Below are 22865 nucleotides of genomic sequence, written 5' to 3'. Positions count from 1 at the left end.
TTGAGCGAAGATTTTATAAACACTCTTTGGCTTACAGGTAAGTTGGCAACTCTATCAACTGTTTTCTTATTGTTTATAGGGTTGCCGGTTGCCTACCTGTTGGCATATACGCATTTCAAAATAAAACCCCTGGTAGAAGCTTTGATCTGTATGCCTTTAGTTCTTCCTCCCACGGTACTGGGTTATTATTTATTGGTGGCCTTTAGTCCCCAAAACATCCCGGGCGCTTTTTTAGAGAAACATTTTAATACAAGATTAGCTTTTACTTTTGAAGGCATAATTATAGCAAGTATTATAGCAGGTTTGCCCTTTATGATACAATCTCTTCAAAATGGATTTTCGTCTCTTCCTGTAAGTTACAGAGAAGCTGCCTATACTTTAGGAAAATCCAAAACAACTACATTTTTCAAAGTTTTATTACCTAATATAAAGCCTTCTCTTATCACCGGTGTAGCATTAACTTTTGCGCATTGTATAGGAGAATTTGGAATTGTGTTAATGGTTGGAGGAAATATCCCCGGAGAAACTCGTATAGCTTCTATTGCCATATACGATCAGGTACAAGCATTAGATTATAAAACCGCAAATCAATATTCATTTATTTTATTTTTAATTTCATTTATATTGCTTACTCTCATTTATAGCATTAATAAAGGGTTTAAAATTAAAACTATATAATTTTCTTAATGATATATATTGATATTGAATATAGAATTTTAACCTCGGAAGGAAGTCGTATTCTATCTTTCCAAACTGAACTTCCCGAAAACCAATTAATATGTATTTCCGGGCCTTCGGGAATAGGAAAAACTACACTTCTTAGAATGATTGCCGGTTTAACAAAACCCGATAGGGGAATAATTCAAGTAGGAGATCGCATTTTCTATGATTCTTTAAATAACATAAATTTAAGTCCGCAAAAAAGAAACATAGGTTTCATGTTTCAAGATTATGCTTTATTTCCCAATATGACGGTGGAAGAAAATATATCTTTTGCACAAAATAAAGTAAAAGATAAAGCATGGGTGGATACTCTAATTAAGTCTTATGGATTAGATGCTTTACGAAATCAGAAACCTGATAAACTTTCAGGAGGACAAAAACAAAGAACTGCTCTTGCAAGAACTTTGGCTAAAAAAGCGGATCTATTACTTCTGGATGAACCTTTGTCTTCTGTAGATTCGACGATGAGGATAAAACTTCAAAACGAAATTTTAAAGACACATGCTGTTTTTGGTTCTACTACCATAGTAGTTTCTCACGATCAAGACGAAGTTAACAAAATGGCACAGTGTGTTTTATATATGGAATACGATCAAATTCGACTAATCAAGAATTCTTAGAATTATATTTTATTTTATCTTTCTTGTATAAAATACATGTATTTTTATTAAAATTCGTATATTTTTTTAGAAATTTGTATCTTTGTGTGCGCTAAATAAATTTTTCACAATATAATTGAAAAATTAAAACTAACTTCTAGATAAATGAAACTATTAATTTTTCTTTCTTCTTTGCCGGGATTTTTAACAATTACTTTTATTATTTTAAAACTTTTAAATATTATAGAATGGTCTTGGTTGATAGTTTTTTCGCCTTTATGGTTTACTTTTTTATCTAGTATGATTTTTATTTTATTATTAATTTTTCATGTAAAAATTTATAAAAGATATCTTGAAAATTTTTTTAAAATAAATGATTATTAGGATTATTAGGCAAAATAATATAACGCTAAAAACGTTCTATTAAACGTAAACAATTGTCTGTATTTAAAGGGGGTAAAAAATACAGTACATTACCGGTATGGAAATAATAATTGATTGAAAACAAAATTATTAGGTTTGTAGTAAACCTGTTTTATTGTTTTTTCAAATAACTTCTTAAAATTCTTCTTGCATCTTTGTTATCCGATTTAGGCATAATAAACGTTAACGGATCTTTTCGAGATCTTTTCGGGCAGAATCCGAATCCTTTATAAATTCCGTTTTCAATTAAAACTAATCCCTTTTCATCCTTTGTTCTTCCCGGAAGTTTTAATAATACGGTTTCTTGTGGAAAAGAATTTTTTTCTAAATATTGATGCACACGCTTGTTATAATCATCTACGGGTTCTTCATTAACGCAGGCGCCTAAACACTCGTGTAGCGTATATTGGAAACATTGAGCCTTGGATTTATACAATCCGTTTATTTTTTGGCAAAGTTTATAAGTTTCCGTAATGCGGAATAAATCTTCTTTTCCTTGCTTTAAGCTCAAATAAGAATTAATTTCCTGTGATCGGTTATCTATCTTTTTCAATTGTAAAGATATATACCCTTCTTGAGTTATTTCGGGATATAAGCCATAATAAAAAATGCTGTGCCTTTGCGCTCTGTTATAAATAGGTTTATGGTGTTTTATTTCCTCAGATTCCATAAGCAGGGCAATTAATTCGCTTCCTGTAGGTTCATACCTGACTTTGGAAGCAAAGTTTTGTATTTTTACCGATTTACGGTCGGTACAAGTAAAATGTTGGCTTAATCTTTTTTTGATATTATTGCTTTTTCCGATATAAATCAATCGTTCTTCATGGGTATAAATATAATATACTCCCGGAACGGTGGGTAAATCGGTAACCATCTTTTTTAAATCCTCACGCATATTCACTCTGTTTTTTATAAAATTATCATCGGATAATATTTAGCCGGATCTTCCTTATACCTTAACTTGTATAAGTTCCCTCATATCGGTAGAGAAACGTTTAGAAAGTCGGGTCTGCTTCATCTTCCAAGTCCTTTTAATATCTTGACAACCCAATTTCAGTTTATCTTCATGGTATTTATGGTTCAACTTATCCATAATCTTCATAATAGGTTGGTGTTTCAGATAATAATCCTCGTCAAATAAAGAAATTTGTCTTTCCGATTCAGGGATTAGACCAGAAACAATAACTCCTGCTTTTTTGTATTGATACCCCTTTTTATATATGGTTTCCAATGCCTTTTGAGCGCATTTACTTAACTCAATAGCTGAATTGTGGGGATTAGACAGCGTTAAAGTAACAGCGGGGTGATGTTGAATTAAATCGCCTCTATAGAAATTTGTATGCAGGAATACAGTCACATAATTACAACAACTTTGTTGTGCGCGTAATTTTTCTGAACATTTTACGGCAAAGGTAGCTACTCTTTCTTTTAAATCTTCTAGTTTGTCGGTCATGTAATCGAAGGTGCGGGTAGTGGCAATAGACTTTTTACGAGCCGGCAAATCTATATCCAGCTGAGGAATTCCTTTTAATTCATTAATCATGCGGATTCCTACTATTCCCATTTCCTGACGTATAAATGTTTCCGGAAGATTAACTAATTCATAAGCTTTACGAATACCTTTTGCCTGAAATCGTTTGTTTAATCTTCTTCCAATTCCCCATATGTCTCCAATATGCAACCACTTGAGTGCTTTTTCAATTTTTTCGGGAGAATCAATAACATATACATTATGGGTTTGCTCAGGGTATTTTTTGGCTATCCTGTTAGCTACTTTGGCAAGTGTTTTAGTAGGAGCAATTCCTATGCTGGTAGGAATGCCTACACCCTTAAGTATATATTTTCTTAAGTCTAAACAATGTTCCCGCAAATTTAATTGCATATAGCCGTTAAAGTTCATAAATGCTTCATCGATAGAATATATTTCAACTTCTTTGCAATAACGCCCGATGATATTCATTACACGGTTACTTAAATCACCATATAGGGGAAAATTGGCGGAATAGAGGAATATTTGATTTTCTTCAAATACCTTTTCATATTTAAATGCAGGAGCTCCCATAGGGATGCCGAGGGCCTTTGCCTCATTGGAACGGGCAATTACGCAGCCGTCGTTATTTGAAAGCACACAAACAGGTTTACCTGTTAAAGAGGGATTACTCACTCTTTCGCAAGAAGCATAAAAGTTATTACAATCTAATAAAGCGTACATGCTATGAAAATTTTATAATAGTATGGGTAAGTATTCCCCAAATAATAAAATCTTGATCAGGAGTAACCCGGATCGGTTCGTATTCCTTGTTTTCCGGCAGGAGAATAATTTCTTTTACTATTCCTTTTTCCTTTACTACCTTTAGTCTTTTTAATGTAAATTCCCCGTCTATATAACATACGGCAATATTGCCGTTTTTAGGTTCCAATGCTTTATCCACGATAATAAGATCTCCGTTATAAATCCTCATATCTTTCATAGAATCCCCATTTACTCGTGCCAAGAAAGTGGTTTCGGGATCTCTTATTAATTCGTCGTTCAAATTAATTCGTTCCAAGTGAAAATCATCTGCTGCCGAAGGAAATCCGGCTTTGATATCTCCTGCAAACCATAAAGATAAATTATCTTTTCGCTTCATAAATGCAAATTTATTATGAATTATGTTGAAAAAGAAGCGATAAAATAGCAATTTGATTGATATTTAGATAATATCAATGATATATCCTTAATAAAATAAAGGCATATTTATGAGGTGCTAACTGTTTCAACAATCATTTATATACCGAAAGGATATAGGGATCGGATATTTACTGTTTAATTGATGGATTTCATGAATATATGCATTAAACTTTCATATATAATTGAAAATAAATCAATTAGATTGTAAAATATTTTTTAATAAATTTCACCGTATGATTTATATTAAGTTCCAATCTGAAAATAAAGTAAGTAAATGTAAAGTAGTTGCAGCTCCGGCATGTTGTCGAATCGATACCAATCTTTTATTTAAATAACTTTCACTGTTGGGATATACCTTTTCTGTCTTGAATTTGACTGAAATTTCAGGCACATTCATGCCAACAGATAATAGGCGTACTAATTCCAGGTCATTATTTGTGAACTCAAATAATCCGCCTTTTTGAGATTTGTTGGAATACAGGTATATTTTATTTTCATATACATCTTCTATGGCTTTCTTTAATTCTTTTGCACTTTCTGCGCTTTTCGTTATAAAAGCATCTATATTATATTTTTCAAAAAAAGAATTAATAATAGGCTGTCTGTCTTCAATGGAAAAAACAATAATTTTAAGATCGGGAAATTCCTCTTTGGCTACTTTAATAAGTTCTTCCCCGCATGTAATGACATGTTCTTGATTAGGGTCAAATGTTAAGTCTGTAATTAATAGTCCATAAGGTAAATTATTAGAAAAAGACTTTCGAATTTTAGAAATGGCATCGTCACAATAATTTGCTTGGTCAATATGAGGAATATTTAGTTCTTCAACTATCTTTTTAACAGCAAAATTATCGTTAGAGAAATTCTCTGCAATAAGAATCTTTTCAAACATAATAAAACTTTTTAGCGTTGTGTTGTTGTCTTTGTATTGCCTGCAAAAATAAGATTATTATTTTAAAATTCAGGGATAAAATTTTACACTTTTTTAGTAGAGATTAAAAACGAAATAAGGAAAAGGGTTTTGAGGATATCATAACAGCAATAGAAGTTAAGTCATGTTTTTTAAAGATTAAGTAACTTATATATAATTATCGGTAATTTTTTACTAATCTTATTGAAATGGTATATATAAAAAATGGCAAGGCTATTAAATAGTTTTAACAGCCTTGCATTTATGAAATTTTTAAAAGCTTCTAATTATTTACTAAGAAACTGCTTATTTGCTTAATCAATTGAGTATGAATATTTGCACGCTCATTCGTATCAAATTCACAAGTATGAACTTGATCCGGTCTGTCTTTTTTAAATAGTTCTATTGCATTTTTTCTGCAGATAGCCATAAAGCTGTAATGGGTAGCATTATTTAAAACTATGTGTTTGGAAGTCTTTTCCGGTAGATATTTAGTTAAATAACCGGTTTCTAGTTCTGCCGGTATTCTTTCTACAAATGGTCCGGCGGAATAGACTAAAACCGGAATTTTTATTTCCGATAAGCTGGACGGAATAAACATGCGGCCAAATCCTATATCTAAGATTACTGCTCTTTTGATACGGGGATCTTTCATGTCTTTATCTAATTTCAGAAAATCTGATCTTTCATCCAAACCTTTCATTTGCTCATTAAAAACGTCACAAGCTAACATGATGGGATATTTACGGCATTCTTTTTTGAAAACTTTAGCAGAAGATTTACCGCCAATAGCTTCCACTGCAGTCCATCCTCCATAAGAGTGTCCGATAATAGAGATATTATTAGCATCTATATGATCTGAAAATTGTTTAGTTTCCAATAAATAACTGATTGTACGACGAATATCTTCTGGACGGGCTAACATATCTCGAGCAAGTTGCGGATCCATATCTTGCAAAGTAGTTCCGGGATGATTAGGCATTGCCACAATAAATCCCCTTTTACTTAAAGCTGCAGCTAACCAAATATGATTGTCCCAAGACCCATTCAGTCCATGAGAAAAAATAACCAAAGGAAAGCTCTTATCGGATATTTTCGCATCATAAATTACATTTTCACCGATGATATATTCATTATCTCCAATTCTTGCAATGGGATGTTTTGCCGAGGTTGGATATATCAAAGCAATTTGAAGCGGTCTTAAATAATCATTTATATTTATTTCACGGAATCCTGTTTTGTAGATACCTTTTTTAGAATTTGATAACGATTGGGCAGATAAATTAATACTATTAAGTAATAAACATAAAAAAGCTAAGATAATTTTATTTTTCATTTTCATTTTTATATATTAAATTATATTTATTCAATAATATTTATCGTAATTATTTTAATCGTATCCGGTTGGTATAAATAATTACTCCTTACTAGGCAGTATATAATGTATGCTTAATTTTAGAAATTGGTTTTATTAAAAAATCTATAACTATAAATAAGATAATACAATTTTATCATGTTAGATAAAATAAGTTTACTGACTAAATACACATTTAATCCATAGGGATTAATTTATGAACATTCATATAAATCATTTTAAAATTAAACTATTTATTACGCAATAATACATATAAATTTTAAAATTTTATTTTAAAATTAATAAAAAATATACAAGTTAAAATTTATATAATTTTATTTAATGTATTTATTTATATATTATTGATATATATATTTTTTATTTTATAGAGAAGTATTATATTTTATACATAATAATTGTTTTTTTATAAATTAATTATAAAAAAACAATTTTGTTAAATAAAAAATCAAATTATACTATTTATTATATATAAATAAATATATGTAAATAAAACTATTTTTATATTTTAAAATGTATAAATATCTTGTATATATTAAAAAAATGAAAAATAAATAAAATATTGTATATTTATTTTCATATATTTGATTTATACTAACATAAAATATAATTTAATGAAATTAATATCAAAAAGTAAGTATTTAAATTCTAAAAGAAAGACATGTTAGCGGGTAGGTTAATTCGATTAATTCAATTAAAAATTTAATTAAAAGCGTTAACAATTATTATTTATAAATAGAAGATCACATATCATGATAATATAAAGGATATATAATCAGCCATAAATTTAGTATATCCGACTTGAAATGTAAAAATTAAGTAAGACATTTATGTAGTATTGATTTGCTCATATCAGATAGAATATAGGTGATTTCAATAAGAATTATAAAAAAATAGAAATTAAATAGGTGCTATTCTTTTAAAGATAGATAATCCTAAATATAGGGAACGCAGTAGTGAATGAAACTAATTTATTTTAAAAAAATAATTACGGAAAAATTTTCCTGTTATTACTAGGATTAGATTGAATGTGTTTTTATGGCAAAAAACAGGTTCGTTAGTTAATTCATATATGGCTAAAAATAAAAAAAATACACAATGATATGAGAAAAAAATAAATAATAAATAAGAGAATCTGCTAACCACTCGAAATTCAATAAAACTAAATTTAAACTATTAAAAAATAATACTTATGAATAAAACTCAAAAATTAGGTGAATTTTTGCAAGGATTGCTATACAAAGTGGTCATATTTGGAGCAATACCACAAATAGGTGAAAAATGGAATTCTTTATTTCCATTAGAGATAGTTGCGTATGTTGAAAAAGGAGTAAAGATATTTTCAAATAAATATTTTTTATTAATAAAGAATGTAAAGAGTTTATCGCTAAAAGATTCTAACATTTAAATAATAAAAAAATGAACCCAATAAAGCCTATTTCACGACAAATTAAGGGAGTATATAGTTTTTTACAATATACCAAAAAAATAAATGCCATCCATCTCACAGTACCCGTAGATGGTACTAATCTCGTTGAGCATAGAAATAACAATACAAGAAAAAAAATTTCTTATACTGCTTATATGATATATATAATATCAGATGTATTAAGATGTTTTCCGGAACTAAATATAGCCATCAAACGCTCCAAATTTTTTCCGAAAGTGGTAGAATACGAATCCATAAATGCAAAATTTATGTTAGACAGAAAGATTAATGGAGAAAATAAGGTTATGCCTTGTGTGGTTAAAAATTCAGATAAAAAAACTCTTGAAGAAATTCAAGAAATAATAGATAAATGTAAATTTTCTGATTATAAGACTTCCATCTTTTTTAAAGAAACCAGATTAATAGAAAATCAACCTAAATATTTGAGACGTTTAATTTCTTATCTGTCATATCACAATTTAGCTAAAAGACACCGGATTCAGGGAAGTTTTATGATCACTTCGCTAAAAGATAAAGATTTAGTTACAGAAGCCCTATTTTTGAACTCAACAATGAGTATAAGTTTAGATAAGTTAAAAAATATTCCGATCATAAAAAATAATGAAAAGTTTTATAAAGTTATTATGAATTTAACCATGACTTTTGAAGAACATGTACTTAATAGTACTTTAGCAACCGATTTTATAAGTGAAATAAAGAGTAAGATTGAAAATTTTAAATAACTTTTAATAAACATTTGATCTAAACGACAACAGAAAAGAAAAAGGAAGTGAATTAGGAAAAAATTTTAATTTGGCTTAAATATTATAGTTGCATGTTGGCTAACTATTTCTACAAATTTGTTTGAAACTTTTTTCTTATAAAGAAAGATTCAAATTTAACCTTACTATAAATCTAATAATGTTATACACCCGGACGATTTATTTAGACGCCGATTTATACCTAATTATTAAATGAAAAACTAGTACAGTAGATTTCATAATGTAAACGAATTAATCATTTACTCCAATAATGAATTTTCGGCAGAATTTTTTGTTAATGAAGCAGACAACACTGAAATGTATAACTTGGTTCAATGGGAAAAAAATGGAATGCGAGTATGGGATGTAAACAAACAGAAGACCCGGCCGATGTTTGAAGAGCATAATCAAAAGCACATATGCCATTATCCGGAATGGACCTTAGACAGGATTAATTTAAATCCGAGATATGCCGATGGGTATATCCAATTTCAAACAGAGGAAAAACGGCAACTATAAAAAAACAATCATCTTCACAATCGGTAAATTCTAAGTTTCCTTGGGCATATACACATATTGATTTTGATACAAGAATCCATCTAAATTTTGATGTTCCTGATGCGATCAACGTTATTCGTTTGCCGGATAATACTATCAAAGGAGCGATTCCCTCGCCGGAGCCGCTACCGTTAGCAAATATTTTTTGGAATGCCCGAATCTTACAAAGTTGGAATTCCGCTCAAGCTAAAACCCTTGTTTCTCATCCTGCTGTATTTATAGGTCCTTAAGAGGATTAAATGTTGAAAAAACTAGTCTTTAAAAAGTACTATGCAGCTAATTTGAACGTTATTTTAAGAAACAATTTAACTATTTAACAAAAAAATGAGTCATCGAAATTCTGATAAAATTTCCATCATACTAAACAAGAAAGAAGATAGATTTACCCAAATAAAAGATATTAAACAATCGGAAAAATCAGATTTTAAAGATTTTAATATAACTGAAAAAAAATTATTTAGAAGACAACCGGCTGCAATTACTGAATTATTTAATTATGATTGAGTTTAATATCAATGTTCTCTAATCGAAAGTTTTAAAAATTCTATGTTCGAACTTTTTGATTATAATATAGAAGACAACATTCTACGGTTTGTTATTTGAATGAAGCAGCTAACCGATGGATAAGTTGGAATCGTAAAAGAGACAGGTTGTATCGATCAAAAAATAGATACTATTATTTTTACTAATTAAATATGTGTTTAAGCTAAGGAATGCATTTAATCATTAGATAAAAATTGGTAAAACCAATCAATAATAAATGTCCAGTAACGGATTTAAATAATAAGGATCATTGAATTAAATTAACGCTTCTTCATAAAAAAATTAAAACAGCAAAACAAAAAGGAACAATTTATGGACACAAGATCACAAAATTTTGCAAAATATTGGCGTAATTCTTTAGCTGATGCCACTTTTACTAAGGGAGGATTAAATAAAAAAGATACCGAAACAATGATATTTTGTTCTAAGGAATTTCTAACGTCAGGAAAATTAGATGAAAAAAAAACCAAAGATCTTTTTAAAAATGAATCATCAGATTGTAATGTTATTGAAATTATTCTAAGACCTATAGTTTATCATCAAATTACAGAACATTGTTTTGGTAAATTTAATGAAACTCCGGAATATCTTGTCCCTATATCAACCGCTGCTTTTTTGGCCAGAGACGGAAGATGTTATCCTAAAAGTGGCAGTACATTTATATCTCGAGATATACTGAAACCTTTAGTTAATGGTTCCTATGCAATTGGATCCATGTATGATTTAGATATTTATCTATCCACATATTCTATATCAGGTATTAATTATAATGAATTTGAAGATGGAGATTTAAAGTTAAGAGATGAAAAATATTTTGATGCTTGGAAAAAATATTGCAGCCATATCGATTTATTATTAAATACGGTGGCAAAAAAATGGGTTAAAGATAACAGATCTTATGAGCGTTTAGATCACAGTTTTATAATAAAACAAGATCTTGTGAAAAATGCGGCAATACATATTTTTCCTTTATATGAACAATTACGAAACAGCTCTAAAAGTATTCCTTTATTTGAACGTTATGCTTCAATAATCTCTCCACCCCAACAACCATGTCTTGAAAGTAATAGTTTCTTTTCAAAACGGTTGGCCCATTCAAGTAATAGTTTTCCTTTAGCTCAAGCGCAACGTGATGCATTAAATCATTTATTAAATGCTGAAACTGGAGAAATTCTTGCGGTAAATGGGCCTCCGGGTACGGGTAAAACGACCCTGTTACTTTCCGTAGTTGCTTCTTTGTGGGCAACGCGAGCATTGGAAGGATCTGAACCCCCCATTATTATTGCAGCTTCAACAAATAATCAAGCAGTAACTAACATAATTGATGCATTTGGAAAAGATTTTTCTAAAGGTGAAGGTCCTTTTTCAGGGAGATGGTTACCTAATATAGACAGTTTTGGCGCTTATTTTCCGGCTAAAAGTAAGTCTCTACAAGCTGAAAAGAATTTTCAAACTGAAAAATTTTTTAATCAAGTCGAGGACACAGAATATTTTAAAAAAGCGAAATATTTTTATATAGAATGTGCAGCAAAAGCATTTCAAAATCTTGAAAGTAAAAATACTACCATAGAAGATGTCGTTAAAAGATTACATAAAGAAATTCTATGGAAAACAAAACAATTAAAATGCTTGGAAGAATCATGGAACGCTTTATATAATATACGTTTGCAAGTTCATCAAGAATTGGGTAATAACCCCTATGAAAAATTAGCACTCTATGAATATCAAGAAAAAATTTTGAACGAAAAGATAAAGTTATGGAGTAATATTCGATCTAAATGGGAACAATTTCAAGCTGAGGAAAATATATGGTATCAAGTTTTTTCGTGGATACCTTTTGTAGCTAAAAAACGTATGCTTAAGGCTAAGATGTACCTTGCGGATGTATGGGATAAAGAAGATCAATTTCAATTCAAAACTCTTATTTCTATTTCAGAATATATTGAAAATAAAGAAGTTTCAGTAAGTAAGTCAATATTTGAAAATGAGCGGATTTTAAAAATTATAAAAAATTTGTTACAAAATTTAGAAACCTGTTTAGCGAAATGGAAAATTGCTTTAGCACCATTACATATTACAAAGAATTCTGAGAAAGTAACACTTAATCAAGCGGATATTGAAGCAGACACTAAAATACGATTTGATATTTTTTTGTTAACTACCCATTATTGGGAAGGGCGTTGGCTATTGGAAATGGAAGATTTACTGCCCAATTTAGAAAAATGGAATAAAAAAAACGCAGAATCTGCCATAATTAAACGATGGAATCTAAGGATGAAATTGACTCCTTGTGTAGTATCAACTTTCTATGTGCTTCCTAATCATTTTATTTATGCGGGAACAGGTTACGTGAAAGATTATTTATATAATTTAGCCGATTTATTAATTGTTGATGAAGCAGGTCAGGTATTACCGGAAGTTGCAGGAGCTTCATTTTCTCTCAGTAAAAAAGCTCTGGTAATTGGAGATACTCATCAAATTGAACCAATTTGGGCCGTTTCTCCAAAAGTGGATGTGGGTAATTTTTTGGAAGCTAAACTTCTGAATAGTGATAATGTAGAAGACGAATATGAAAAATTAACTGATTTAGGAAAAACGGCTTCATCAGGCAGTGTGATGAAGATAGCACAAAATGCATCCAGATATCGTTATGATCCTGATTTGGAACCGGGAATGTATTTATATGAGCATAGGCGTTGTTATAATGAAATTATTGGTTATTGTAATGAATTGGTATATAAAGGAAAGTTATTAGCAAAACGCGGAATTTCACCTAAAGAATCACTTTTTCCGGCCTTAGGATATTTACATATTGACGGTATATGTCAAGATTCGGGATCAGGCAGTCGTTATAATTTATTGGAAGCTAGAGTTATTGCTAATTGGTTGATTGAAAATAAACAAAAGTTAGAACAAAAATATAATCAGCCCTTGAATGAAATTGTAGGGATTATCACACCATTTGGAGCTCAAGTTAACGAAATAAAACGGGCTATAAGAAATTCTAAAGCAAATGTAAATGTAGATAAAGGCGAAGATCATCTAACAATCGGTACGGTTCATTCTTTTCAAGGAGCCGAAAGAAAATTAATAATTTTCTCTGCCGTTTACTCTAAACATGTCGATGGTACTTTTATAGACAATGCGCCAAGTATGTTAAATGTTGCCGTATCGCGAGCAAAAGATAGCTTTTTGGTTTTTGGAGATATGGATATATACAATCCACAGTTAAAAACGCCAAGAGGAATTTTAGCGCGTTATCTTTTTTCTTGTGAGAAAAATAGTTTATGTTTTAAATATTTAGAAAGAAAAGATTTATTAGAATCGGGAAGTGTTGGTTTTCAAGTTCTTATAAATTTAAATGAACACGACTCGTTTCTTAAAAATGTAATAAATAATGCTGTTAAAGAAATATATATAGTATCTCCTTGGTTTTCAATAAATGCCGTTAATAATAGCAATATATTGCCATTTATGGAATCAGTGATTCAAAAAAAAGGCATTAAAATATCAATTTATACAGATGATGAACTCAATTTATTAGGCGATAATGAAGAAAAAAAACAATTTCTTTTTAAATTAGTAAATATCGGTATAGATGTTTATTTTGTAACTAAGGTACATAGCAAAATTGTGATTAAAGATGAAGATTTGCTATGTATAGGTTCATTTAATTGGCTAAGTGCACAAAGAAAAGGAAATTATGTAAGACATGAAACATCTTTAGTTTATCAGGGAAAAAACAAGAAATTAATTGATGAAATTAACATTTTAAAAAATAGTATAATGGAAAGGAGTTCTTCATTCAATCAAACTTTAAATTAATTTAGTAGTAATATGAAAAAAAAATCGGTAGATAAATTATTTTTATTTTTCCAAATGATCGGATTAAAATTTTACTGATGAATATAAAAGTGCTAAAAAAATAAAACTTGGTAATTATTTTTTTTATTTAATCAATTAACTAAAAGTGTTTTTTTATATTAAAAAAATTAATAAGAATTAAAAATATAAAATTTAATATATATCATCTTTCATCTTTGGATGAATTAAAACTCGAATTACATTTTTCGAGTTTTTTTGATTTTGCATCTTAGTATGATAGATTCTATACAATTCTTTTTATTTTTTACGAGTCGTAGTGATTTAATTTTAATTTTTTAATTTTTAATTTTTTTACAAAACTCTGAAAATGTAATTATTTCATTATTATGAATTACCGGAAATTCATACTTATTACACGTATATTTTCCAAAGTCTTCCATGGTTTTCTTTTGTTTTGAAACATCCAGTAATAATAATTCGAATTAATTTTCAGAAATTGAGGGAGCTGAAGTATTTTCTGTTTTAGTTTTGCTCTTTTTAGAAGAACTTTCCATGGGTTGAAAGGGAATGGATTCTAAAAACTCTTCAAATGGATCTTTTTGAGTTTTACCCGGAGGTAATGTATATACAATCTTATTTTTATTTTTAAAATTTTCTTTGTACGTTTTATACATTTCTGCAGTTAATTTTTTAGGTATTACAATAATATCTTTACTTGCAATATGTGTCATATCCCCGTTGATCACCAAGGTCAATCTTTTTTTTCCGGGTAAGCTGTAGCTGTATACAGGATATTCCTTTGTAGAGTCCATTTGTCCTGATTCTCCAAAAGACCATTCCCATGAAAAAGCTTCTCCAATATATTCATAATAGATATCGAGGGGTTCATCTACTCTAACTACACTTGGAACAATAATTTTTGGAATTTTTAAGGAATCTGTGATCCTATCCCCTGGATTAATCTCAATTGTTTTTTGCAATTTACAAGTGCCTTTAACGTGTAAGGTCACAATGTAAGTTCCGGGATTCTCATAGGTATGCACAGGATATTGATCCTTTTTTTTCTCAGTATAATCTCCAAAATCCCAAACCCAATTTTTGGCACCGGGGGTAAGATCTTTAAATTTAATAGATTCCCCAACTTGATTGTTTTCAGCTATAATTTCAAAATTAATTTGATTACATTCCTTTTGCTTAGAATATTTATAGTATAAAAGTAAGAGACCAATTAAAATAGATGTTGAAAAAACTAAAAATATCCTTAAATCTACTTTATGTACATAATAAGTCAGAGTATTCCTTAATTTATAATTCATAGTAGTTAAAAAATAATAGTAAGTATTGCAGCGAACTAAGGTAAATATATATATAAAATATAAATAAGTGTATTTAATAAATTATAAATATATATAATAAATTATTTTATGTCAAAAATAAAAATAAAAATTTAAAATTATTTTTAACCCATGTCATTTTATAATATAAAAATTTAACTAATTGGATAAGAAGAAGAGTAACTCGATTTAATCGCGCTAAAATATATAAAGCAAATGTATGATATGAAATATAAATTTCACTTAGTTAAAAGAAAAAAAATTTCGAATCTTTTAAAAATTTAGTAAAAAAAATAATTTTATCCTGGATTGTTTTTATAAATTTATACTATATAAAATATTAACTAATTAAAATTAACTATTTATGGATTTATCTGTTGGAGCAAAATTAATTGGGACTTTTAAAGATCAAATATTAAATTTAGGTAACAATATAAAAGATGAATATCTTTTTATATATAAAAATGGACTTATAGATTATATAAATAATTTTTATGAAAAATATTCATCAATTAAAACATTTATTTATAGAGATGAAAAAGTTAATTTTTATGATATTTATTATCCGATAAAAATTCGAAATAAAAAGAAATTGATTGAGATAAACAATTTTAATGAAATATTTGAAAAATATCAATATTTAACAATAATAGGTAATGCCGGAAGTGGTAAAAGTATGTTAACAAAACATATTTTTCTATCATCAGCAGAAAATTGTAAACATATACCGATTATTATAGAATTGAGAAATCTAAATAATTGTAAAGAAACAATTGAAGAATATATTACTAGAATTATAACACAAAATAAAATATCTCCTAACTATAAAATTACAGAAAGAATTTTAAAAGAAGGTAATTTCATTTTTTTATTAGATGGTTATGATGAAATTTATTCAGAAAATAAAAACAAGATTACAACAGATATTGAAAATTTTGTAGACAGATATAAAAAAAATGTATTTATTGTAACCTCTAGACCGGGGGCCAATGCGGAATCTTTATCAAGATTTGATAATTTTGAAGTACAATCTTTAGAAGAATCTGAAATGCATGAATTTATAAAAATGCAATTAAGTTTACATGAGAATGATGAATTAGAAAGAAAAATTATATACGAAATAGATAAAGATGAAAATGATGAGTATAGAGAATATTTATCCAGCCCTCTATTATTATCAATGTTTATTTTCACATTTAATAATTATCCGGAACTCCCTAAACAAAAAAGTAAATTTTATTGGAATGTATTTGATACGTTGTGCAGTAAGCATGATTCGTTTACTAAAGCAGGAGGATGGCAACATGAACGAAAGTCCGGTTTAAAAAATGATGAATTAGAAACAATTTTAAAGTGGTTTTCTTATGTTTCTCTATTTGATGGAAAATATAATTTTGATGAAGAATATTTAAGTAATTTATTAAAAAAAATTAGTACTAAACTGAGTATAAATATTGATATTGATAATGTTCTGTACGATCTAACCACCTCTATTTCAATTTTAATACAAGATGGAATAGAATATACTTTTCCTCATAAATCTTTGCAAGAATATTTTGCAGCATCTTTAATAAAATCTCTTAATAATGATCAAAAAATTAAAATATATACAGAAAAATTCTCAAAATTTTTTGATTTTAGTTTTGGAGGTAATGAAAACTTTTATAAATTATGTTATGAATTAGATAAAATTAATTTTTTGAAATTTTTTTTAATACCTCAATTAAAATTAGCTTTTCCTGAAAATAAAAATGATAAAATTGAAATATTTAATATAATTTGTGATAATATTGGTATTGAATGTAGATTTTTTTATGATAAATATAAAGAAATCAATACTGTATTTATCTATTTTTCATTTACAAAATATGATGATATATTTTTGAGTCCAATTGAGAGGTTTGAATTATTTGAACCAAAAATAATCACAATATTAACTAAAGAGTTCAAAAATTATTTATTCATAAAATATAAGGATATAAGTATTAAAAATAAAATAAGGTTATATCATATTAGATTTGAAAATATCAACCATATGGATCATCAAATGATTGATTTTATAAAAATACATGGAATTTTAGATGATGCATATAATTTCTATAATAATATTTGGATCTATATTAAAAAATTAGAATTAGAAATAGAAAAAGACGAAAAAGGAATTTCAGAATTACTTGACATTTTATAATATTTCATCTAAAAACATTTATATTTTTTTAAATATATAAAAATAGAATAATTAAAAAGCCTTAGATAAAAAACTAATCAATAAATAATAATACAAAAAAATCCTTACAATTTTGTAAGGATTTTAATTTTAATGTGGTCCCACTTGGGCTCGAACCAAGGACCCTCTGATTATGAGTCAGATGCTCTAACCAACTGAGCTATGGGACCGCTGCTGCTTTGCGTTTGCAAATATAGTTATTTAATTTATTACTGCAAATTTTAAATACAAAAAATAAAGGCTATTTATACAATAAATAGCCTTTGTACTTTAGTATCAGGTAAATAAAAAATTATTTTCCTAAATAAGATTTTAAAATTTTACTTCTACTGGTATGTTTTAATCGGCGAATAGCTTTTTCTTTTATTTGTCTAACCCTTTCACGAGTAAGGTCAAAAGTTTCACCAATTTCTTCTAAGGTCATCGGATGTTGACCGCTTAAACCGAAATATAAACGGATTAAATCGGCTTCTCTTTGAGTTAAGGTAGAAAGAGATCTTTCAATTTCAATCTGAAGAGATTCCAACATCAATTCTTTATCAGGACTTGGAGATTCACCCGAACGTAAAACGTCGTATAAATTAGAATCTTCCCCTTCCACTAAAGGCGCATCCATAGATAAATGGCGACCTGAATTTTTCATAGATTCTTTAATATCGTCCTCACTCATATCCAATACCTCACTTAATTCGGCAGCAGAGGGAGCCCTTTCATGTTCTTGTTCAAGATGGGCATATGCTTTATTAATCTTATTAATAGAACCGATTTTGTTTAAGGGCAGACGTACAATTCTGGATTGCTCTGCTAATGCTTGAAGTATGGATTGACGGATCCACCAAACAGCATAAGAAATGAATTTGAAACCTCGGGTTTCATCAAAGCGTTTAGCCGCTTTAATTAATCCTAAATTTCCTTCATTAATTAAGTCAGGTAAACTAAGTCCTTGATTTTGGTATTGCTTAGCCACAGAAACAACAAACCTCAGGTTTGCTTTAGTTAATTTTTCCAAAGCCACCCTGTCACCCGCTTTAATACGCTGTGCCAAATCAACTTCTTCATCAGCAGTAATTAGATCCACTTTTCCAATTTCTTGTAAATACTTGTCAAGAGAGGCTGTTTCTCTGTTCGTTACCTGCTTAGTAATCTTTAATTGTCTCATTTAATAGTAACTCTTTTTATCTTAAACAAAAGTAGATGAACTGTTTACTCACCTACAAATTATACTTACTTATTTATATATACGAAAATTACTTGTAAAAGGTTACAATACCTGCATTAATTTGTGAATATTTCGAATAATCTTGTTAAATTGCAAAGAATAATTAAACATTATCTTAAATGATAACCTTAATTCAACTGCAATATGTATTAACTGTTGCCGAATATAAAAATTTTACGATAGCAGCAGAAAAAGCTTTCGTAAGTCAGCCTACTTTGAGTATGCAGATACAAAAGCTTGAAAAAACGTTACGAGTTGAGCTTTTCGACAGAACAACCAATCCTATAAAAATAACTCCTATAGGAAAGAAAATTGTAGAACAGGCCAAAATAATTTTATCTGAAGCTAATAAATTATCACAAATTGTAGAAGAAGATAAAAAAAGTATGAACGGAACGGTTGTCATAGGTATTATACCTACAATAACCCCCACCTTAGTGCCACTTTTCTATAAAACTTTCAGGAGTAAATATCCGGAATCCGACTTGGTTATTAAAGAAATGAAAACTGAGGACATTTTAAAAGGCATTAAAGAAGGCTATTTGGATTTTGGAATTGCAAGTACACCTTTACATGACAATCAAATTATTGAAAAGCCTATTTATAAAGAGCCATTAGTAGCTTACGTTTCTCCGCAAGATGCTAAAATGTATAAAGAAACAGTTTTAGATGTTGATAAATTAGACTTCAATTATCTTTTAATGTTGGAAGAAGGCCATTGCTTTCGGGATGTTGTGTTGGATCTTTGCAAGCATAGAGAAGCCATTAATTCTAATATAAAATTAGAAGGAGGAAGTTTTACTACACTGATTAACTTAGTTAATGAAGGGTTCGGATTTACCATTTTACCTTTATTAGAATCAGAAAATTTATCGGAAGAAGAAAAGAAAAATATCAGATATTTTTCATCTTCACCCTCCAGGGAAATATCATTAATTTATTCTACCAATCAAATTAGAACGACTTTTGCAGAGAAATTTGTGGATTTAATTAAAAGTATTTTAAGAGGGAAATTGTTTTTGGAAGATAAAATAGAACATAAGCCCCAATTAAAAGTAATTTAATATTTATTTGGAAATAAGTTATCTGTAAGTTTCAGCATTATTTAAAAAAGTTTTATCATTAAGAAGATAAAAAATAAGAACTTATTTTACTTAGAAGAAATAGATTTTAAATAAACCTTTTATACATTGTTATTATATAAAAATATTTAGAAAAAATTATGATTGAAACAGATATTTTGATAATAGGAGCAGGTCCTACAGGACTTTTTGCTGTATTTGAAGCGGGATTATTAAAATTAAGATGTCATATTATTGATGCGCTTCCAAACATTGGAGGGCAATTAACAGAACTCTATCCTAAAAAACCGATCTTTGATATTCCGGGATATCCTTCCATTCAGGCAGGTGAATTAGTTAAAAATTTACGCGAGCAAATCAAGCAATTTCAACCCGGATTTACTCTCAATGAAACAGCTAAAACCATTGATAAACAATCAGACGGAACTTTTATTGTTACTACAGATAAAGGTACCCGGCATCATGCTAAAGCTGTGGCGATTGCAGCCGGATTGGGGAGTTTTGAACCTAGAAAACCTTTGATAGATAATATTGCCGATTATGAAGAAAAAGGAGTTGAATACTTTGTAAAAGATCCCAAAAAATATAAGGATAAAAAAATAGTAATTGCCGGAGGTGGAGATTCGGCGTTGGATTGGACCATTGTTTTAGCAGATATCGCTAAAGAAGTAACATTAGTACATCGTAGAAATGAATTTAGAGGCGCTCTGGATTCCGTTGAGAAAGTTCAATCATTAAAAAATCAAGGAAAAGTAAATTTAATCACTCCTGCCGAAATTGTAGGAATCAAGGGGAACGGTAAGGTAGAATCCTTAGTTATTGAAAAGGAAGGGCAAACCTTTGATAAAGAAGTGGATTATTTTATTCCTTTATTTGGTCTTATTCCTAAATTAGGACCTATTGCCGATTGGGGATTGGAAATTGAAAATAATGCTATCAAGGTAAATAATGCGTTAGATTACCAAACCAATATTGAGGGGATTTATGCCATTGGAGATATCAATATTTATCCGGGAAAATTAAAATTAATTCTTTGCGGTTTTCACGAGGCCACCTTGATGTGTCAAAGTATTTACAGTAAAATATATCCCGACAGAAAATACGTTTTAAAATATACTACCGTTGGAGGTGTACAAGGATTTGACGGAACAGTAAAAGAAGCAGAAAAACCGGTTGTTAAATCAATTCAGTAATTTTAACAAATTATATGTCAGAAGTAACCATCAATATCACCGATAGGGAAGGAAATAAACATGCGATTTCAGCGCCGACGGATATGTCCATGAATATCATGGAATTAATACGAGCTTATGAATTAGTACCCGAAGGAACGATTGGAATTTGTGGAGGTATGGCGATGTGTGCATCATGCCAAATCTATATTTTAAGTAACAATATTCCTTTACCGGAAAAAGGAGATGAGGAAGAGGCTATGCTTTCAGAAGCATTTCATGTAAAAGAAAATAGTCGCTTAGGATGTCAAATTCCAATCACCAATGATCTAAATGGGTTAGAGATTCAAATCGCTCCTTTTAGCTAATTAGCATTATTGGGTAAATAATAAACGTGGAAAAAATTCTGAAATTGAAGCCCTTTTTAGATGAAAAGGTAGAACAATATAATACACTCAATTTTATTGAAACAGATCCCATTCAAATTCCTCATCAATTTAGTAAAAAAGAAGATATTGAAATTTCAGGTTTTCTAACAGCAATTATAGCCTGGGGAAATAGAAAGTCTATAATTAAAAATGCAGAAAAAATAATGCATTTTTTAGACCATGTACCCCATGATTTTATCTTAAATCATACTTTTCAAGATTTAAAAAAGATTGAAGGAAGTATACATAGAACTTTTAATTCACACGATTTAGTGTTTTTTATCAAATCCCTGCAAAATATTTATAAAAATCACGGAGGACTTGAAAAAGTTTTTTCTGCAGAAAAAGAAGAAGAAGACACTTTCTTAGTAATAGAACGATTTAGAGAAAGATTTTTCGAAATAGAACATTTACAGCGAACCCAAAAACATATAAGCAGTCCGGCCAAAAATTCATCAGCTAAGAGAATTAATATGTTTCTTCGATGGATGGTACGAAACGATCCCAATAAAGTTGATTTTGGATTATGGAATTCCATTTCTCCATCCCAATTGGTTTGTCCACTGGATGTACATTCCGGTAATGTGGCAAGATCTTTAAACTTGTTGTCCAGAACTCAAAATGATTGGAAATCGGTTTCCCATCTCATGAAAAACCTAAAAATGCTGGATGCCGACGATCCCGTTAAATATGATTTTGCCTTATTCGGACTGGGAGTTTTCGAAAAATTTTCAAGTTAAGTGGATAAAGAAATTATTGTAATGGCTGCAAGCGCAAGTACCAATCCCAAATAATTAAGTTTATTCATTTTTTCCTTAAAAACTAATATTCCGACTAAGCTGCCCAATACAATTACTCCTAAATTCATCGAAGCAAAAACAAGAGAAGGATTATCTTTAAAAGTTTGATGCGCTTTTAAATAAAAATATACATTTCCGAAATTAAAAATACCTAAAGCAATTCCCCATAAAATTTCTTTAAAAGTAAACCGTATTTTTTGTGCGAAAGTAATAATACAACCAACTATAAAAGAACCAATGAATATAAAAAAGGTGGAAGTCGTAAACGAAAAATTTTGATTTACCGCTATTAACTTATATAAGATGTTAATAATTCCTAATCCGAAAAATATAAGAATAAGGAGATACAATTTAGCATAAGGAAAAGTTTGATCTCCTTTTTTAGCGTAAAATATAAAGAGTATTGAGATAAATCCAATCAATAATCCCAAGATTTTAAGAGAATTGATAGACTCATTAAAAAATAAAAAAGAAGCGCTCACTGTTAATAGTAAAGACATTCTTTGTGCTATGTCCGTTCGTGCAATTCCCGTGTATTTAATAGATTCAGCAATCAATAAAAAAACTACAGGCATTAAAATACTCATCAGAAAATAAATGAACCACGGAGCCGATGAATAATTTAAAGAAGGTAGATCGGGTTTGAAAAGTATATAGCAAAAAATTGCTGAAAATAAATAATTGTACGTAATCACTAAAGAAACCCCTTTAGATTTCTTATTATATAGTTTTAATAGGATTGAAACAACTATATTGAAAAAAATACTAATTATAATTTCTTTCATAATT

General features: G+C 28.9%; 22 protein-coding genes and 1 tRNA gene. 14 read left to right on the top strand and 9 right to left on the bottom strand.

Annotation, left to right across the window (positions count from 1 at the left end; all coding sequences use genetic code 11):
• The 3 genes from modB to GFU93_RS10195 all read left to right on the top strand — a co-directional run bounded on the left by modB (window position 1) and on the right by GFU93_RS10195 (window position 1706).
• Window positions 1-678: a molybdate ABC transporter permease subunit gene (gene modB / locus GFU93_RS04005; protein WP_160567450.1), complete on the top strand. Its 678-nt coding sequence runs from the start codon at window positions 1-3 to the stop codon at window positions 676-678.
• An 8-nt stretch (window positions 679-686) separates the two neighbouring features.
• Window positions 687-1343 (top strand): ATP-binding cassette domain-containing protein, encoded by a 657-nt coding sequence (locus GFU93_RS04000; protein ID WP_160567448.1) that lies wholly within the window; start codon window positions 687-689, stop codon window positions 1341-1343.
• A 144-nt stretch (window positions 1344-1487) separates the two neighbouring features.
• Window positions 1488-1706 (top strand): hypothetical protein, encoded by a 219-nt coding sequence (locus GFU93_RS10195; RefSeq protein WP_160542280.1) that lies wholly within the window; start codon window positions 1488-1490, stop codon window positions 1704-1706.
• 151 nt (window positions 1707-1857) lie between these two features.
• Here the strand turns inward: GFU93_RS10195 and GFU93_RS03990 are convergent, their stop codons facing one another.
• The 5 genes from GFU93_RS03990 to GFU93_RS03970 form a co-directional block, all read right to left on the bottom strand.
• Complete coding sequence (locus GFU93_RS03990) at window positions 1858-2640, bottom strand: GIY-YIG nuclease family protein (RefSeq protein WP_160567447.1); 783 nt, start codon at window positions 2638-2640, stop codon at window positions 1858-1860.
• A 54-nt stretch (window positions 2641-2694) separates the two neighbouring features.
• Entirely contained in the window at window positions 2695-3957 is a 1263-nt protein-coding gene (locus GFU93_RS03985) for a Y-family DNA polymerase (RefSeq protein ID WP_160565435.1), read from the bottom strand.
• A 1-nt stretch (window position 3958) separates the two neighbouring features.
• Window positions 3959-4375 carry a LexA family transcriptional regulator gene (locus GFU93_RS03980; RefSeq protein ID WP_105297408.1) on the bottom strand — a complete coding sequence of 139 codons (417 nt, stop codon included), beginning with the start codon at window positions 4373-4375 and terminating at the stop codon, window positions 3959-3961.
• A 279-nt stretch (window positions 4376-4654) separates the two neighbouring features.
• Window positions 4655-5308, bottom strand: a complete 654-nt coding sequence (locus GFU93_RS03975; RefSeq protein ID WP_160567445.1) for a response regulator — start codon at window positions 5306-5308, stop codon at window positions 4655-4657.
• A 301-nt stretch (window positions 5309-5609) separates the two neighbouring features.
• A complete protein-coding gene (locus GFU93_RS03970) occupies window positions 5610-6662 on the bottom strand; it encodes an alpha/beta fold hydrolase (RefSeq protein ID WP_160567443.1) in 1053 nt (350 codons plus the stop codon).
• A 1228-nt stretch (window positions 6663-7890) separates the two neighbouring features.
• Here GFU93_RS03970 and GFU93_RS03965 point away from each other — a divergent pair.
• The 6 genes from GFU93_RS03965 (at window position 7891) to GFU93_RS03940 (ending at window position 13814) form a co-directional block, all read left to right on the top strand.
• The gene (locus GFU93_RS03965) at window positions 7891-8106 is read left to right on the top strand and encodes a hypothetical protein (protein WP_105297411.1); all 216 of its coding nucleotides are present in this window, start codon (window positions 7891-7893) and stop codon (window positions 8104-8106) included.
• Window positions 8107-8117: 11 nt separating this feature from the next.
• A complete protein-coding gene (locus GFU93_RS03960; RefSeq protein WP_105297412.1) occupies window positions 8118-8870 on the top strand; it encodes a 2-oxo acid dehydrogenase subunit E2 in 753 nt (250 codons plus the stop codon).
• A gap of 336 nt (window positions 8871-9206) precedes the next feature.
• Window positions 9207-9407 carry a hypothetical protein gene (locus GFU93_RS03955; protein WP_160567441.1) on the top strand — a complete coding sequence of 67 codons (201 nt, stop codon included), beginning with the start codon at window positions 9207-9209 and terminating at the stop codon, window positions 9405-9407.
• Window positions 9408-9526: 119 nt separating this feature from the next.
• Window positions 9527-9676: a hypothetical protein gene (locus GFU93_RS03950; RefSeq protein ID WP_160567439.1), complete on the top strand. Its 150-nt coding sequence runs from the start codon at window positions 9527-9529 to the stop codon at window positions 9674-9676.
• 94 nt (window positions 9677-9770) lie between these two features.
• Complete coding sequence (locus GFU93_RS03945; RefSeq protein WP_160567437.1) at window positions 9771-9950, top strand: hypothetical protein; 180 nt, start codon at window positions 9771-9773, stop codon at window positions 9948-9950.
• A gap of 351 nt (window positions 9951-10301) precedes the next feature.
• Entirely contained in the window at window positions 10302-13814 is a 3513-nt protein-coding gene (locus GFU93_RS03940) for an AAA domain-containing protein (RefSeq protein ID WP_160567435.1), read from the top strand.
• Window positions 13815-14296: 482 nt separating this feature from the next.
• On the opposite strand, the gene GFU93_RS03935 is transcribed toward GFU93_RS03940, so the two are convergent.
• The gene (locus GFU93_RS03935) at window positions 14297-15130 is read right to left on the bottom strand and encodes a PKD domain-containing protein (protein WP_160567433.1); all 834 of its coding nucleotides are present in this window, start codon (window positions 15128-15130) and stop codon (window positions 14297-14299) included.
• A gap of 382 nt (window positions 15131-15512) precedes the next feature.
• Here GFU93_RS03935 and GFU93_RS03930 point away from each other — a divergent pair, with 382 nt between their 5' ends.
• Window positions 15513-17336 (top strand): NACHT domain-containing NTPase, encoded by a 1824-nt coding sequence (locus tag GFU93_RS03930; protein ID WP_160567431.1) that lies wholly within the window; start codon window positions 15513-15515, stop codon window positions 17334-17336.
• A 135-nt stretch (window positions 17337-17471) separates the two neighbouring features.
• Here the strand turns inward: GFU93_RS03930 and GFU93_RS03925 are convergent.
• Window positions 17472-17545, bottom strand: a tRNA-Ile gene (locus GFU93_RS03925).
• A 122-nt stretch (window positions 17546-17667) separates the two neighbouring features.
• Window positions 17668-18534, bottom strand: coding sequence for an RNA polymerase sigma factor RpoD/SigA (locus GFU93_RS03920; protein ID WP_055425808.1), 867 nt, complete (start codon window positions 18532-18534; stop codon window positions 17668-17670).
• Window positions 18535-18713: 179 nt separating this feature from the next.
• Here GFU93_RS03920 and GFU93_RS03915 point away from each other — a divergent pair, with 179 nt between their 5' ends.
• The 4 genes from GFU93_RS03915 (at window position 18714) to GFU93_RS03900 (ending at window position 22016) form a co-directional block, all read left to right on the top strand.
• The gene (locus GFU93_RS03915; RefSeq protein ID WP_185149971.1) at window positions 18714-19658 is read left to right on the top strand and encodes a LysR substrate-binding domain-containing protein; all 945 of its coding nucleotides are present in this window, start codon (window positions 18714-18716) and stop codon (window positions 19656-19658) included.
• A 158-nt stretch (window positions 19659-19816) separates the two neighbouring features.
• On the top strand, window positions 19817-20869 hold the full coding sequence (locus GFU93_RS03910; RefSeq protein ID WP_160567429.1) for an NAD(P)/FAD-dependent oxidoreductase: 1053 nt from the start codon (window positions 19817-19819) through the stop codon (window positions 20867-20869).
• Between the two features lie 14 nt (window positions 20870-20883).
• Window positions 20884-21216, top strand: coding sequence for a 2Fe-2S iron-sulfur cluster-binding protein (locus tag GFU93_RS03905; protein WP_160567427.1), 333 nt, complete (start codon window positions 20884-20886; stop codon window positions 21214-21216).
• A gap of 17 nt (window positions 21217-21233) precedes the next feature.
• A complete protein-coding gene (locus GFU93_RS03900; RefSeq protein WP_160567518.1) occupies window positions 21234-22016 on the top strand; it encodes a TIGR02757 family protein in 783 nt (260 codons plus the stop codon).
• Here GFU93_RS03900 and GFU93_RS03895 read toward each other — a convergent pair.
• Window positions 22013-22861 (bottom strand): DMT family transporter, encoded by an 849-nt coding sequence (locus GFU93_RS03895; protein WP_160567425.1) that lies wholly within the window; start codon window positions 22859-22861, stop codon window positions 22013-22015. The two genes, GFU93_RS03900 and GFU93_RS03895, sit on opposite strands and share 4 nt — an antisense overlap.
• Between the last annotated feature and the right edge of the window lie 4 nt (window positions 22862-22865).

It is taken from the genome of Apibacter sp. B3546 (assembly GCF_009827885.1).
Lineage (GTDB): Bacteria > Bacteroidota > Bacteroidia > Flavobacteriales > Weeksellaceae > Apibacter.
Note: the sequence above shows the minus strand (reverse complement) of the source record. Positions and strands in the feature narration are given on the sequence as shown.